Genomic DNA, 15,206 nt, shown 5'->3' with positions numbered 1-15,206 from the left:
CTCCTCATCCAGTACAACGTCGGGGCCAAGAGGAGCTTATCCTCTTGGCCCCGACGTCGACCATGGGCCGGCAGCCGGCTCACAGCATGCAGGAGACGCAGCCCTCGACCTCGGTGCCGGTCAGGGCGGCCTGGCGCAGGCGGATGTAGTAGAGGGTCTTGATGCCCTTGCGCCAGGCGTAGATCTGGGCGCGGTTGACGTCGCGAGTCGTGGCCGTGTCCGGGAAGAACAGCGTGAGACTCAGCCCCTGGTCCACGTGCTGGGTGGCCACGGCGTAGGTGTCGATGATCTTCTCGGGGCCGATCTCGTAGGCGTCCCGGTAGTAGTCGAGATTGTCATTCGTCATGAAGGGCGCCGGGTAGTAGACGCGGCCGATCTTGCCCTCCTTGCGGATCTCCACCTTGGCCACGATCGGGTGGATCGAGGAGGTGGAGTTGTTGATGTAGGAGATCGAGCCGGTGGGCGGAACGGCCTGCAGGTTGCGGTTGTACAGGCCGCCCTTCTTGACCTTCTCGGCCAGCTCGGCCCAGTCCTCACGCGTGGGCACGTGCACGCTGGAGGCCGCGAAGATCTCCTTGACGCGTTCGGTGACCGGCACGAAGTCCTGGGTCACGTACTTCTCGAAGAACTCCCCGCTGGCGTAGGTCGAGTCCTCGAAGCCCACGAAGCTCTCCCCGCGCTCCACGGCCATCTCGTTCGACGCCGTCAGGGCGGCGAACAGGACGCTGGCGAAGTAGACGTTGGTGAAGTCCAGGCCCTCCTCGGAGCCGTAGTGAATGCGCTCGCGAGCCAGGAAGCCGTGGAGGTTCATCTGTCCCAGGCCGATGGCGTGCGACTCGTGATTGCCCCGGTCGATGGAGGGCACGCTGGGCAGGTGGGTCTGGTCGCTGACGGCGGTCAGGCCGCGCACGGCGGTGCGGATGGTGCGGGCGAAGTCCGGGGAGTCCATCGTCTTGGCGATGTTGAGGCTGCCCAGGTTGCAGGAGATGTCCTTGCCCACGTGGGCGAAGGTGAGGTCCTCGTTGAGCTCGCTGGGCTCGGAGACCTGAAGGATCTCGGAGCACAGGTTGGACATGACGACCTTGCCCTTGATGGGGTTGGCCCTGTTGACCGTGTCCTCGAACATGACGTACGGGTAGCCGGACTCGAACTGGATCTCGGCCAGGGTCTGGAAGAAGGTGCGGGCGTTGATCTTCTTCTTCTTGATGCGCCCGTCATCCACCATCTCGCGGTACTTCTCGGTGACGTTGATGTCCGCGAAGGGCATGCCGTAGACGCGCTCGACGTCGTAGGGGCTGAAGAGGTACATGTCCTCGTTGTTGCGGGCCAGCTCGAAGGTGATGTCCGGGATGACGACGCCCAGCGAGAGGGTCTTGATGCGGATCTTCTCGTCGGCGTTCTCACGCTTGGTGTCCAGGAACCGCATGATGTCGGGGTGGTGGGCGTGCAGGTACACGGCCCCCGCTCCCTGGCGGGCCCCGAGCTGGTTGGCGTAGGAGAAGGAGTCCTCCAGCAGCTTCATGACGGGGATGACGCCGCTGGACTGGTTCTCGATGCGCTTGATGGGGGCGCCCATCTCCCGCAGGTTGCTCAGCAGGAGGGCCACTCCTCCGCCGCGCTTGGACAGCTGGAGGGCGGAGTTGATGCCGCGGGCGATCGACTCCATGTTGTCCTCGATGCGCACGAGGAAGCAGGAGACGGGCTCCCCGCGCTGGGCCTTGCCCTCGTTGAGGAAGGTGGGGGTGGCCGGCTGGAAGCGGCCGGACATCATCTCGTCGACGAGGTCGAGGGTCAGCTGCTCATCGCCGTCGGCCAGGGTGAGGGCCACCATGGTGACGCGGTCCTCGAAGCGCTCCAGGTAGCGCTTCCCGTCGAAGGTCTTGAGCGTGTAGGACGTGTAGTACTTGAAGGCACCCAGGAAGGTCTCGAAGCGGAACTTGTGGGCATAGGCGGCCTTGAAGGCGGTCTTGACGAACTCCGGGGAGTACTTGTCCAGGATGTGGCCCTCGTAGTAGCCCTCCTCGACCAGGTACTCGAGCTTCTCCTCCAGGTCGTGGAAGAAGACCGTGTTCTGGTTGACGTGCTGGAGGAAGTACTGCCGGGCCGCCTCACGGTCGGCGTCGAACTGGATCCTGCCGTCCGCGTCGTAGAGGTTCAGCTTCGCGTTGAGCGCGTGGTAGTCCAGATCCGGGGAGGACACGGTCTCAGAGCCGGTGTCCGTCAGCGTGTCTGCCAAAAGTCTTCCAATCCTTCTTTGACGCGTGAGACGTCCGTGGGAGTGCCGAGCAGCTCATAGCGATACAGGAACGGCACCCCCAGCTTGCTGGCGATGATGTCACCCGCCAGGCAATAGGCCTGGCCGAAGTTGGTGTTGCCCGAGGCGATGACGCCTCGGCACAGGGCCCGGTTGTCCGGGTTGTTGAGGAAGGCGATGACCTGCTTGGGCACCGCCCCCTTGACGGAGCCGCCACCGTAGGTGGGCACAACCAGGACGTACTCATCGTCCACGGTCAGCGGCGGCTCCGTGCGCCTCAGGGGGATGCGCGCCGTCGGGAAGCCGAGCTTGCCCACGAATCGGTGCGTGTTCTCCGAGGTGGAGGAGAAGTAGACCAGCAGAGGCCCGCTGCTCACGGCGCGCCCCCGCGACCTCAGACCGCGACGGACTCGACGGCCAGGGCGAGGGTCTTGATCTTGTCCGGACGGAAGCCGGACCAGTGGTCCTCTCCGGCGACGACGACGGGAGCCTGGGCGTACCCCAGGGACTTGACCTGCTCGAGGGCCTGGGCGTCCAAGGAGATGTCCACCGTCTCGTAGGACAGGCCGGCCTTGTCCATGGCGCGGTAGGTGGCCGTGCACTGGACGCAGTTGGGCTTGCTGTAGATGGTGATCGCCATGTCCGTCTCTTCCTCAGGGTCGGGTGGCGGTGACTGCGGCCCGTCCCTGGGCAGAGACTGCGCCGGCAGCACCACACACTTGTCATTCACGGGAGGCCAGAACGGCCCCGCGGAGCAAGACACTACCCCTTGGGGTGACCTGGGTCCATCACCCCAAGATAGTGTGTTCAACGTGGCCCTGTGCACACCACCCCTCCCCTCTGTGGAAAACGTTCACCGCACTGTGGACGGCTGGTGGAGACAGTCCGTGGACGCCTCCTCGGCGACGCTCGCCCCCATCTCCGCAATCCGCACAACGATGGTCCTGCACAGGTGCGACATCTATTCGGGACCCTTAACCACAGGCAGGGGTGGCCACCGTCGGCGCTCCACCCCCAGGCCTGGGGATGAAGACGCAGAATTCACCCCTTCAGACATGCCCGTTCGGCGTGTCGCCGCTTTCAGTAAACACCCAGAAAGCAGTCGGGGCTAGGAGTGGTTGAAGGCGATTGTTCCGGTCGCCACCTTCCGCTCATGTCGTATCGCAGGGTCGACGAGAGTCGCAGAGCCACGAGGATGTACCCGGAGTATCCGGAGCATGCAGCCTCACACCGAGTAAGAGACTCACGCTCTAGCATCTTTTACACAGATCGATTCATCGTTATGATATTGTAATAATACGGTTCCCAACCCACCTCCCCCAAGGACATCCTCATGCAGCAGGTGTTGCACGATCTACCACTGACACTGGCCTACATCGGCGCCGATCTGGTCGCCCTCACGCTCCTGGTCGGAGCCCTCTACATTCCGCGGCACGGTCGCCGCGACCTCGTAGCCGCCTACATCGGCGTCAACGTGGGCGTCCTGGCCGTCACCCTGCTGCTGTCGACGAGTCAGAACGTCGGAGCGGGCCTGGGCCTGGGCCTCTTCGGCGTCCTGTCCATCATCCGCCTGCGTTCGTCCTCCCTCGCCCAGGGGGAGGTGGCCTACTTCTTCGCCGCGCTGGCCCTGGGCCTGCTGGGCGGCATCAAGAGCCACCTCGTCATCGTCGCCATCCTCATGGCCCTCATCCTCGCCTCCCTGTGGGTGGGCGACCACCCGGCACTCATGCGCCGCAACCGCAACCAGACCGTCACCCTCGACCGAGCCATCAGCAACGAGAACGAGCTCATCACCGAGCTCGAGGACCTGCTCGGCGCCCAGGTGCGCAGCGTCGACCTCAAGAGCCTGGACCTGGTCAACGACACCACCATCGTCGAGGTCCACTACCGGCTGCGTCCTTGGTCCCGCACGGTGAAACCGGCTCAGCCACAGGTCGCCCAGGTGCATCAGGAAGGCACGCCGCAGGTGCCCCATCTGGTTGAGGAGGCTCCGCCTCAGGCTCTCAGTCAGGCCCCCGCTCAGGCTCAGCCCACCAACCAGCAGCTCTGGCCCGAGGTCCCCGTGGCCGACAGCGCCGCGAGAGCGGCCACCGCCCCACCCCGGTACGACTGGATCACCGGTCACCGCCAGCAGCCCGCCTCCCAGCAGCACGCTCCGGTAAGCACCCCACCGTCCATGGTGCAGCCCCACTACAACTGACCGGCCGGCTTCACCACTCCGGCGGTGCCGCCACGTAGACATCGCGCGTGCCCACGGCGTACCCGCCACGGGCTCACGGCGTACTGACCACGCAGCCACCGCCGCCTCCCCGTCACCGCTGCCACCCAGCAGCACCGGCTTCCCCACTCTCGTGACTCCCGATCCCGGAAAGGACTGCACCGTGCTGCACACCGACGACATCAACACGATCACCCTCGCCGAGCTCAACTCCGAGGCGAGCCTCCTGACCCGCATGGATCGCAAGTACCTGGTACCCCCCGGCGACACCCAGCACGTCATCGACTACCTGGCCCCGCGAGCGCAGGTCCTCCAGATCGACGGCCTGCGCCACTTCCGCTATGCCTCGACCTACTTCGACACCCCCGGCCTGGACGCCTACTTCCTGGCGGCCCGCAAGCGCCGTCGGCGTTACAAGATCCGCACCCGCACCTACCTGGACTCCGGACTGTGCTTCCTGGAGGTCAAGACCAACGGCTCACGCGAGTCCACGGTCAAGGACCGCTTCAAGTACGATCCCGACGACGCCGACCGCGTCACGCCCGATGGTCGCCTGTTCGTCATCGAGCGCCTCGTGGAGTCCGGCACCTGCTCCCCGGACGAGGCGCGCATGATCGCCGAGGCCCTCGTCCCGGTCATGGACTCCACCTACAGCCGCACCACCCTGCACCTGCCCCACGACGAGGCCCGCGCCACCTTCGACACCCAGCTCACCTGGGACCTGTTCGGCCCCGACGGCAGGCGCCTGGGGCAGGGTGTCTCGGTGAGTCACCTCAACGTCGTCGAGACGAAGAACCCCTCCACGGCCTCCCCCACGGACCGCCTCCTGTGGCATCAGGGGCATCGGCCGGCCCGCATCTCGAAGTACGCCACCGGCATGGCGCTGCTGTACGCCAACCTGCCCACCAACCGGTGGAACCGCACCATCAAGCGGGACCTGGGGCGCTACTGGCGTCAGGCCCAGTCTCGTCAGCTCGCGGCCTGAGCCGCAGCCGCCACGCTTCCGCCTCACCCCTCACCAGCGCCTTCGGAGGTCATGGGCACCGCCCACCTCCGGAGGCGCTGTTCACCGCCTCATGCCGTGGCGGGACAAGTCATGCCTCCCCCATGCCCTGTTCACAGCCCGCTCATGGAATGCGCCCGTTGACTGTTTCTCACCGGACGGAGCCGCACGCCACCGCGGCGCGCTGAGGGCGCACCTCTGCCGCCCATCCCGCGGCCCGGCCCCTTCACCGGTCCGATTGACCCGACAGGAGCCTCCCGATGAGCCTGACCACTCTGACCTACATCGCCGCCGACCTGATCGCCCTCGCCGTCCTGGTCGGGGCGCTCTACGCCCCCCGCCACTCCCGCAAGGACCTCATGGCCGCCTACATCGGTGTCAACGTGGGCGTCCTGGCCGTCACGCTTCTGCTGTCGACGGCGAGCGTCGCGGCCGGCCTGGGCCTGGGGCTCTTCGGCGTCCTGTCCATCATCCGCCTGCGCTCCACCGAGCTGGCCCAGCACGAGGTGGCCTACTTCTTCGCGGCCCTGGCCCTGGGCCTGCTCGGCGGGATCCAGACGGCGCCGATCGGGATGGTGGCCGCCCTCATGGGCATTGTCGTCGCAGCGCTGTGGATCGGTGACCACCCTGCGCTCATGCGCCGCAACCGCCACCAGGTGATCGTCCTCGACCACGCCATCACCAACGAGACCGCCCTCATCGCCCACCTGGAGCACACCCTGGGCGGGCAGGTCCGCTCGGTGGAGGTCCAGCGCCTCGACCTGGTCAACGACACCACCACCGTCGACGTCCGCTTCCGCGTGCCGCGCCACACCCCCGCTGAGCTCGAGCTCACCCCGGCATCCGACGACGTCGTCCCCGCCCCGCAGCCGGCCGCCGAGCCGTCCGGCGCCGTCACCCGAGAGGCGCAAATCGCTCAGCCCTGGGTCGGCGCGCGCCTGAGCGCCGCGCACACCGACGCCCGCCCCCAGCACGTTGAGACCCAGCCCCTCACCATGACGCCGGCCGCCCAGTACGTCACCCGCTCCGCCGCGCAGTCGGCAGCGTCGCCCACGGCCGGCTCCGGCAACCAGGCGGCCTCCTCCGCGGCCATGGCCTCCCAGTGACCGGCGGCCCGAACGAATCCGACAGGACAGACAAGGACCCCGATGATGACCACGAAGACCTCGATGACAACTGAGAGAAGCTTCCCGGCCGCTTCCTCCGCTGGGTCCCAGGCTCCGACGTCGGCCCCCTTGAGCACCGACCACCTGGCCTCGACCAGCCTCGCCGAGCTCAACAGCGCCGCCGGCCTGCTCACCCGGGTGGACCGCAAGTACCTGGTGCCGCTGGAACGTGCGCAAGAGCTCGTGGGCGGCCTCACCTCCGAGGCCCGGGTCCTGGACATCGATGGACGGCGCCGGTTCTCCTACGCCTCGACCTACTTCGACACCCCGGGGCTGGAGGCCTTCATGCTCGCGGCCCGCAAGCGGCGTCGGCGCTTCAAGGTGCGCACCCGCACCTACCTGGATACCGGCCTGTGCTTCCTGGAGGTCAAGACCCGCGGCGCGCGCGGCACCACCGTCAAGCGGCGCATGGGCTACCACCCCGACGACGCCTCCCGCCTCACCGGCCCGGGCCGCTCCTTCGTGGCCGCCTGCCTGGCGAGCACGGGGGTCACTGGTCCGGCCGCGGCCCGGGAGATCGCCGCCGCGCTGCGGCCGGTGCTGGCCACCACCTATGAGCGCACCACCCTGCACCTGCCTGACGCCGAGGCCCGGGCCACCATTGACACTGCCCTGACCTGGCGACGCCTGACGCCCGGGGCCCGCACGAGGGCCGCCGCCGGCGCCGGGGCTCCGCAGGCCCTGCGCCCGGCCCACCTGGCCGCCGCCATCGACGACGGCGAGCCGGTAGCGGTGACGGGCGTCGCCGTCGTCGAGACGAAGAACCCGGCCACCCCCTCACCTGCGGACCGCGCCCTGTGGGACGCCGGTCACCGCCCCACCCGCATCTCGAAGTACGCCACCGGCATGGCGCTGCTCCACCCCGAGCTGCCCGCCAACCGGTGGTACCGGACCCTGACCCACGAGCTCGCCGACCTGTTCGGCACCGACCGCTCCAGCCTGGAGAGCATCGGCGCCACCCGCACCACCGCAAGCGCCGCTTGAGCGCCGCACCCAGACCACCCACGATCCGATACCGGACCCGAGAAGACCACGAGAAGAAAAGGCCCAGAAACCATGAAGACCACCAAGACGATGACGACCAAGCCCCTGAACCGACTCCGCCGTCGCGCGACCGGAGCCGTCGCGCTCCTGGCCGCGATCGCCCTGGCGGCCGGCTGCTCGACCTCCTCGGCCTCCGGCAACGCCAGCGCCTCGAGCTCGAGTGAGTCGGACACGACGTGGACGACGATCTCCTCAGCTGTCGCCACGGCGTCGACCGGCGCGAGCGTCTCCGACATCCTGGGCGCCAACGCCCCGGTGGAGGACGCCTCGAGCTCTGCGGACGACGCCGGGACCACGGACACGTCGTCGGCCACCACGATCACGTTGTCGGGGTCGTCGGCCTCGGCCAGCGGGTCGGCGTCGAGCACTGTGAAGGTCGACGGGGGCACCGTCACCATCAGCGGCGGCGGCACCTACGTCCTCAGCGGTGAGCTCAGCAACGGGCGGATCGTCGTCAACGCCCCCAAGGCCGATGTGCGCCTGGTCCTCAAGGGCGCGAGCATCACGAGCTCGGACGGGCCGGCCATCGACATCCAGGACGCCGGCAAGGCGATCGTGGTCCTGGCCAAGGACTCCAAGAACACGCTGAGCGACGGCGCGAGCTACGCCTCGGGGCAGGAGGCCACCGCGGCCCTGTTCTCCTCCGACACCCTCACCGTCACCGGGACCGGCCAGCTGGACGTCACCGGCTCCTACAAGGACGGCATCTCCTCCAAGAACGGCCTCATCATCACCGGGAACGCCACCATCAAGGTTAAGGCCGCCGACGACGGCCTGCGCGGCAAGGACTACCTGGTGGTGGAGTCCGGGACGCTGACGGCGGAGGCAGGCGGCGACGCCCTGAAGTCCAGTGAGGGCGATGATGAGACGAAGGGCTTCATCTCCCTGGGCAAGGCGAGCATCACGCTGACCTCCACCGACGACGCGATCTCGGCGACCACGGACGTCACCGTGAAGGACACGACCCTGACGATCACGGCCGGCGGCGGCCAGGCGAACGCCACCGTTGAGGAGCAGGCCCCGCCCGGGCAGGAGTCGACGGCGGACTCCTCGACGCCCTCACCCAAGGGCATCAACGCCGGGGTGAGCTACACGCAGGACTCCGGGAAGGTCACCGTCAACGCGGCCGACGAGGGGCTGCAGGCACCGTTCGTCAACGTGGCCGGCGGGGAGCTGTCCATCGCGGCCGGCGACGACGGCATCAACGCCTCCAACGGCGACCACGTCATCGAGGGCCACGAGAATGCCGACTCCGAGTCCGACGACGGCTCGGTGCTCACGATCAGCGGCGGTGAGGTGGAGGTCTCCTACGCCTCCTCCGACGGTATCGACTCCAATGGCTCGGCCTATGTCAAGGGCGGGATCGTGGTGGTCTCGGGGCAGGCCGGTGCGATGGACGGCTCGGTGGACGCCAACGGTGAGAGCCAGCTCGTGGGGCTGACGGGCTCGCCGTCGGTGAGCGCGGGGGACACGCTCACCGTCACGGACGCCTCGGGGTCGCAGGTGGCCTCGGTCAAGGTGGACTTCACGGCTGAGGCGATCACGGTGCTGGGGCTCACGGAGGGTCAGCAGTACACGGTGGCGACGTCGTCGGGCGGCTCGGCCACGGGGACGGCCTCGGCGCTGTCGGCCGGCATGGGCGGTCCCATGGATGGTGGTCAGGGAGGACAGGGCGGCCAGGGCGGTCAGCCCGGCGGCGGGCAGGGCCAGCAGTCCAACGGGCAGCAGTCCGGCAACCAGAACAGCCAGTCGAACAACCAGTCCAGCACCGCCCAGAGCAGCTGACCCGGTCTGGACACTGAAGTGGGGGGCCGCAGCGCAACGCTGCGGCCCCCCCTTGCATCGTCGCAGGTCTTCATCTCGACGTGTCGACGCAGGATCCGAGGTCAACGAGCTCCGGAAAGACGCGGATGCGGCTCGTGAGCGCAGATGACATCAATCCCGTCCTCCACGCATTCCTTGAGCCAGGCTCTTGACTCCCGCCATGCTCGAGCATCAGTCCGCGTCATGTGCTGGAAGGCCCTGAGCCCCAGAGGAGCACGTCCACCGAAGAGCTCGGTCTTGACGTCCATCACCGCATCGCCGGCATGAATAAGAGGGGGCTTGTTCTCCCGGTCAATGACGACTGCGCAGTGCCCCTCAATATGCCCATCAAGTGCCACCAGGCTCAGGCTGTCGTTGAGCCTGAAAGAGGGGCGCGAACGCCATGTCTCCGACAATGTGACAGGCTTCCACTGCGGTGCATGCGACCACTGGACAGGGTGAAGCCTGCGCACCATATCCTTGCGCAGCGCGGGAATGATGAGGTCCATCTGAGCACGTGACGCGTAGACGCTCGCCCAAGGGAAGTCTGCAATACCTCCCACATGATCGACATCGTGATGGGTCAGGACGATACTCCTCACGTCGTGCGTATCGATGCCGAGTGCCTGAACCTGCGTGATCGCGGGTTCTGCGGGGTTGAGGGCGGGGCGGACTCTGCGCAGAAAGGTATCGCCCAAGCGATCGCGGGGATTGCGTAGGTCGGCGGATCCCAGACCTGCATCGACAAGGGTCCAGTACTTTCCCGTCTGTACCACAAGGCAGTGACATACGAGTGTCGCAGGAGCGGTCAGACTTCCTCGACCATTCACAAGAAGTTGGCTCGGTGGGTGGAGTGTGCCACAGTTGAGGTGATGAATCGTCATGACAACCAGACTCCCCCTTCAGGCCGACCTCAAGGCAAGCGGATCGGCGACGTGGCTCGTGAGACAGGAATCGCAGCACACGTTCTACGGCACTGGGAGGATGAGGGGATCCTGAAGCCTGCGAGAGACTCCCTCGGGCACCGTCGGTATCGCCCTGAAGAACTCAGCCGGGCCGCAGCGGTGCGACGCGCGCAGGAGGCGGGGTTCACCCTGGAACAAATCAGACGCTTCATCCGAGCAAGCGCACAGGAGCGCAAGGCCCTGCTGAACGATCATCGGTTGGCACTCTCCAACCAGCGCGAGCGGCTCACTCGCGCCATCGGTCTCGTCGACGGCGCCATGCGCACATCCCCCAACACCTCCTGCCCATACAGTGTGTGAAGGGGATGCAGGTCAGAAACATGCGCACCACCCCAAGATAGCGCCAGTCAATCCCGGCGCGACGCTAGGAGCCGCATGACACGCTCAGATCATCATCGCGCGGATGCGCTTTGATATAGCGCCTTGCCGTCCCGTCAGAAGCGATCTGAACAAGTCGTTGATGGACGGTTTCATCAGTCGGATCGAACCAACGACCGTTAGCTTTCCGAATTGCGATGGCAGCCATCACATAATCGCCGCGATAATAGTCCACCTCAAACGAGATCTCGCGACCGTCCGCCGCCCCGACCGTCAACACACCTCCCTCGGAATCCACGTCATAATCGTACGAGGAAATTTCTTGAAAAAATACCCGAGTGACCTTACCAAGCCGTCCGCGCTTCTCAACGTAATCAATTCCCGTCTCGACATACTCATTTTTCAGAGACATGATCATGAGATACGACAAAGATGACAGGAAGATGCCGCCGGCGAGGGACATCAGAGCCAACAAGAAGACCCAGGCAGTGTCTTCATATGAGAACAGAGAGGTATCCTGCGAATATATCCAGGCCTGAATAGAAAACCACAGACAGAACACCCCAACGACATTTAAAGCAATCCCTACGGGCGCTAGGATGATAACGGCAATTAACGGGAACCTCGGGGCTCGCACCCTCACGGCACCCTCAGTGGAGACCGAGTATCGTTTCGAGTTTCTGCGCCCTAAATACACTCTCACCGCGGGGCCGACAGCAACAGCAATGGCTATAAGAATGTAGTTGAAGTTTCCCATGCACTGACATCTCAGTTGTTTAGACTTACGTTCTGCACCGTACTCCGGAATAGTTGAGTCACACTCAAGGACCGCCTGACTGGCCGCGTCAATCCGTGTTGTCAAACATAGAGATGCACTCCTCAGCACTCCACGACGTTGACGGCCAGGCCGCCGCGGGAGGTCTCCTTGTACTTGGCGAGCATGTCCTCGCCGGTCTGGCGCATCGTCTCAATGACGGTGTCGAGGCTGACGGCGTGCCGTCCCTCGCCCCACAGGGCCATGCGTGCGGCGTTGATGGCCTTGACCGCGGCCACCGCGTTGCGCTCGATGCAGGGGATCTGGACGAGCCCGCCCACCGGGTCGCAGGTGAGCCCCAGGTTGTGCTCCATGGCGATCTCAGCGGCGTTCTCCACCTGGGCCGGCGTCCCGCCCAGGGCCTCAGCCAGGCCGGCGGCCGCCATCGAGGAGGCCGACCCGACCTCCCCCTGGCAGCCCACCTCGGCCCCCGCGATCGAGGCGTTGGTCTTGATGAGCCCGCCCACGGCGGTGGCGGCGAGCAGAAAGCGGCGGGCGCCGTCGTCGTCGGCCCCGGGGATGAAGCGCTCGTAGTAGGCCAGGACCGCCGGGACGATGCCGGCCGCGCCGTTGGTGGGGGCGGTGACGACGTGGCGCCCAGCGGCGTTCTCCTCGTTGACCGCGAGCGCGAACAGGTCCACCCAGTCCATGCCGCGCAGGGGGTCGGCCATGGTGAAGGCGGCACCCGGGCCACTCGACTGGGCGCGCAGCCGCTCGTGGAGGGCCTTGGCGCGTCGGCGCACACCGAGTCCGCCAGGCAGGATGCCCTCGGCGTTCACGCCGGCCTCGATGCAGGCGCGCATCGTGGCGCGCAGGCGGTCCAGGTAGGCCATGACCTCCTCGCGGCTGCGGGCGGAGAGCTCGTTGGCCAGGACGACGTCGGAGACGCTCAGGCCCTCGCGCTCGCAGATCGCCAGCATCGCGGCCGAGGTGGTGAAGGGGAAGGGCGCGGGAGTGGCGTGGACCTGGGTGGCGGAGGCGGTCGCCAGGGCCTGGATCGACGGGGCCCCGGGCGCGCCGACGTCCTCCATGACGAAGCCGCCGCCCACGGAGTAGTAGGTGCGGCGCAGGATCTCGGCGCCGCTGGCGCAGTAGGCGATCAGGGTCATGCCGTTGACGTGGTAGGGCAGGACCCGCCCGGGCAGGAAGTGGATGTCGGCACTCGGGCTGAAGGGGACGGGGCCGACGCCGGCGACCACCAGCTCGCCGGCGGCCTCGGCCTCCTCCATGAGGGACTCGCACACGACGGCGGGGACGGTCTCGGGCTCGTAGCCGGCCAGGCCCATGACGGCGGCGCGGTCGGTGGCGTGCCCGCGGCCTGTGGCGCCGAGGGAGCCGTAGAGCTCGACGGTGACGCGGGTGGGCTGCGTCAGGCCGGCGCCGAGGGCAGGTGAGTCGCACTCGCCGTCGGATGCCCCCGCACCGCCCGGGCGGACCGCCTCGGCCAGGGCACGGCTGAAGGCCCGACCGGCACGCATGGGACCCACGGTGTGGGAGGAGGAGAGGCTGCGGCGGGTCACGTCCTTAATGATGCATGTCCGGCGCCCGGGACCCAACTCCGTGCCGGGACCTTGGTCCGTCTCAGTCCGTGGGGCGCACCAGCCACCAGGCGGCGTAGGGCGGCACGGGCACGCGCCCCTCCCCCGCCCCGTCCAGTGACGTGGACCCGAAGGGGACCGTGTCGGTCAGGACGTCGGTGGCCCCCATGACCCCGAGTCGGGCCAGCTGGTCGGCAGCCACCGACCGCCACTGCGGCGTCACGTTGTACACGCCCACAAAACTGCCGCGCGGGTGGTCGCGGTAGGTCACCAGCACCCCGGGGTCGTCGACGTCCTGGACCTGGGTGCGCACGGCGGCGTCGAGTTGCGGCAGGCCGGCACGCACCCGCGCCATATACGCCAGGTCAGTGAAGACGCGCCCCTCGACGGTGGAGCGGTCGCGCCGGTTGGCCAGCCGGGCCTCGTCGAGGCGGGGGCGCCCGGCCCAGCGCGAGTCGGTCTCATGGCCGGGCTCGGTGTCCCAGTTGGGGTCGTTGGGCTGGGCGAGCTCGTCGCCGCTCCACAGGACGGGGATGCCGCCCCACCCGTAGACGATGGCGTGGGCCATGCGCAGGGCGTGGATCCGTTCCTCGCGCCAGGTCCGCAGCGACTCGATCTCGTGCTCGGGAGTCTCGTCGGTGATGCCCTCCCAAGCCTCGGTGGCGGCCTCGATCCCGATGAGTGAGGCGGCCGTCCCGGCGATGCGCCGGTCCCCGGTGGCCGGGTTGTGCTGGAAGACGAGGCCTGCGGCGTCGGAGGTGGGGTACTCGCCGCTGTACCAGTCGGCCAGGAAGGACCGGTGGTCGTAGCCGGACAGACCCACGGCGGCCGCGTCGTCGTCGTCGATGGCCCAGCCGATGTCGTCGTGGCAGCGCAGGTAGGTAATCCAGGTGGCGGTGGAGGGCTCGACCGGCAGGTTCTGGAGGGCCTCGACGGCCAGCGTCGTGTCGCGCGCGGCGAGCATGGACCAGACCTGGACCATGAGGGAGTTGTGGTAGGCCAGGTCGGAGACCTTGCCGGTGTACTTGCCCTGTCCGAGGTACTGGAGGAGCTCGGTGGGGGCGACGATCGCCTCGGCCTTGAGGTCGACCGCGGGGCAGGCGATGCGGGTCAGGGCGCGCAGGACCTCGGTGATGGCGTGGACCTCGGGCTGGCCCTGGCAGTCGGTGCCCTTGCGCTTGATGGTGAAGGCGATGGCGTCCAGGCGCAGCACCTCGACGCCGCGGTTGGCCAGGTCCAGGACGATACCGGCGAACTCGGCCATGACGCGGGGGTTGCGCCAGTTGAGGTCCCACTGGAAGGAGTTGAAGGTGGTCCATACCCAACCGCCCACGCCGTCGTCCCAGGTGAAGTTGCCGGGGGCGAAGTCGGGGAAGACCTCCGGCAGGGTGCGTTCGTAGGCGTCGGGCTCGGTGCGGTCGGGGAAGATGAGGAAGTAGTCGCGGTAGTGCTGCTCGCCTGCGCGCGCTCGCGCCGCCCACTCGTGCTCGACGGCCACGTGGTTGAGGACGAGGTCCACCACCAGGGAGATCCCCTCGGCGCGCAGCTCGCCGGCCAGGTGCTCGAGGTCCTCCATGGTGCCCAGGTCCGGGCGCACGGTGCGGTAGTCGGCCACCGCGTAGCCGCCGTCGGAGTCGCCGGGACGCGGGGTGAGCAGGGGCATGAGGTGGAGGTAGGTGACGCCCAGCTCGCGCAGGTAGTCGATGCGGTCCTCCACGCCGCGCAGGGTGCCGGCGAAGCGCTCGGTGTAGGCGGCGTAGCCGACGCGGCCGGGGTGCTGGGCCCAGGTGGGGTCAAGGGTGCGAGCCAGGTCCAGGCGGCGCAGCTCGTAGTCGCGCTCCGCGTAGGCCCGGGCGGCCAGGGCCAGCAGGTTGAGGGCCTCCTCCTCGGCGGCGTCGCCGTAGAGGGTAGTGAGCCCGTCGAGGAGGTCGGGGTACCAGGCCTCGGCGCGCGTGAGGAAGATGTCCCGCTCGACGGCCTCAAGCGGGTCCAGGACGTGGAAGACGATGTCGTTGAGGGAGGCGGGGAGTGGGGCGGTGGCGCTCATGAATCCATGGTCCCCGATTCGACGCCACCGCGGTAC

The 15,206-nt window shown here is 67.5% G+C and carries 13 protein-coding genes; 6 read left to right on the top strand and 7 right to left on the bottom strand.

Features of this window, described 5'->3' with window-relative positions:
- Positions 1-79: 79 nt before the first annotated feature.
- Genes nrdE through nrdH form a run of 3 tightly spaced genes read right to left on the bottom strand, consistent with a single transcriptional unit; the run spans position 80 to position 2,894 of the window.
- Positions 80-2,236: a class 1b ribonucleoside-diphosphate reductase subunit alpha gene (gene nrdE / locus FBF36_RS00255; protein ID WP_009397003.1), complete on the bottom strand. Its 2,157-nt coding sequence runs from the start codon at positions 2,234-2,236 to the stop codon at positions 80-82.
- Entirely contained in the window at positions 2,221-2,631 is a 411-nt protein-coding gene (gene nrdI / locus FBF36_RS00250) for a class Ib ribonucleoside-diphosphate reductase assembly flavoprotein NrdI (RefSeq protein ID WP_009397001.1), read from the bottom strand. The genes nrdE and nrdI overlap by 16 nt, the downstream gene beginning before the upstream one ends.
- A gap of 17 nt (positions 2,632-2,648) precedes the next feature.
- A complete protein-coding gene (gene nrdH, locus FBF36_RS00245; RefSeq protein WP_003788409.1) occupies positions 2,649-2,894 on the bottom strand; it encodes a glutaredoxin-like protein NrdH in 246 nt (81 codons plus the stop codon).
- Positions 2,895-3,587: 693 nt separating this feature from the next.
- On the opposite strand from nrdH, the gene FBF36_RS00240 reads away from it, so the two are divergent.
- The 5 genes from FBF36_RS00240 (at position 3,588) to FBF36_RS00220 (ending at position 9,470) form a co-directional block, all read left to right on the top strand.
- Positions 3,588-4,454 (top strand): DUF4956 domain-containing protein, encoded by an 867-nt coding sequence (locus FBF36_RS00240; protein WP_009396998.1) that lies wholly within the window; start codon positions 3,588-3,590, stop codon positions 4,452-4,454.
- A gap of 181 nt (positions 4,455-4,635) precedes the next feature.
- The gene (locus FBF36_RS00235) at positions 4,636-5,457 is read left to right on the top strand and encodes a polyphosphate polymerase domain-containing protein (protein ID WP_009396996.1); all 822 of its coding nucleotides are present in this window, start codon (positions 4,636-4,638) and stop codon (positions 5,455-5,457) included.
- A 278-nt stretch (positions 5,458-5,735) separates the two neighbouring features.
- Entirely contained in the window at positions 5,736-6,581 is an 846-nt protein-coding gene (locus tag FBF36_RS00230) for a DUF4956 domain-containing protein (RefSeq protein WP_138136935.1), read from the top strand.
- 42 nt (positions 6,582-6,623) lie between these two features.
- The gene (locus FBF36_RS00225) at positions 6,624-7,625 is read left to right on the top strand and encodes a polyphosphate polymerase domain-containing protein (RefSeq protein ID WP_138136933.1); all 1,002 of its coding nucleotides are present in this window, start codon (positions 6,624-6,626) and stop codon (positions 7,623-7,625) included.
- Between the two features lie 72 nt (positions 7,626-7,697).
- Positions 7,698-9,470 (top strand): carbohydrate-binding domain-containing protein, encoded by a 1,773-nt coding sequence (locus FBF36_RS00220; protein WP_034491280.1) that lies wholly within the window; start codon positions 7,698-7,700, stop codon positions 9,468-9,470.
- Between the two features lie 101 nt (positions 9,471-9,571).
- Here FBF36_RS00220 and FBF36_RS00215 read toward each other — a convergent pair whose 3' ends face one another.
- Entirely contained in the window at positions 9,572-10,372 is an 801-nt protein-coding gene (locus FBF36_RS00215; RefSeq protein ID WP_087943956.1) for an MBL fold metallo-hydrolase, read from the bottom strand.
- On the opposite strand from FBF36_RS00215, the gene FBF36_RS13755 reads away from it, so the two are divergent.
- Entirely contained in the window at positions 10,361-10,753 is a 393-nt protein-coding gene (locus FBF36_RS13755; RefSeq protein WP_087943955.1) for a MerR family transcriptional regulator, read from the top strand. The two genes, FBF36_RS00215 and FBF36_RS13755, sit on opposite strands and share 12 nt — an antisense overlap.
- Positions 10,754-10,817: 64 nt before the next feature.
- Here FBF36_RS13755 and FBF36_RS00205 read toward each other — a convergent pair whose 3' ends face one another.
- From FBF36_RS00205 to FBF36_RS00195, 3 genes are all read right to left on the bottom strand, one after another.
- The gene (locus FBF36_RS00205) at positions 10,818-11,528 is read right to left on the bottom strand and encodes a hypothetical protein (RefSeq protein ID WP_138136931.1); all 711 of its coding nucleotides are present in this window, start codon (positions 11,526-11,528) and stop codon (positions 10,818-10,820) included.
- Between the two features lie 122 nt (positions 11,529-11,650).
- Positions 11,651-13,105 carry an L-serine ammonia-lyase gene (locus tag FBF36_RS00200; protein WP_269719375.1) on the bottom strand — a complete coding sequence of 485 codons (1,455 nt, stop codon included), beginning with the start codon at positions 13,103-13,105 and terminating at the stop codon, positions 11,651-11,653.
- 61 nt (positions 13,106-13,166) lie between these two features.
- Positions 13,167-15,170: an alpha-amylase family protein gene (locus FBF36_RS00195; RefSeq protein ID WP_009394061.1), complete on the bottom strand. Its 2,004-nt coding sequence runs from the start codon at positions 15,168-15,170 to the stop codon at positions 13,167-13,169.
- Between the last annotated feature and the right edge of the window lie 36 nt (positions 15,171-15,206).

Origin of the sequence: Actinomyces sp. oral taxon 171 str. F0337 (genome assembly GCF_005696555.1) — a bacterium.
GTDB lineage: Bacteria > Actinomycetota > Actinomycetes > Actinomycetales > Actinomycetaceae > Actinomyces > Actinomyces oris_E.
Note: the sequence above shows the minus strand (reverse complement) of the source record. Positions and strands in the feature narration are given on the sequence as shown.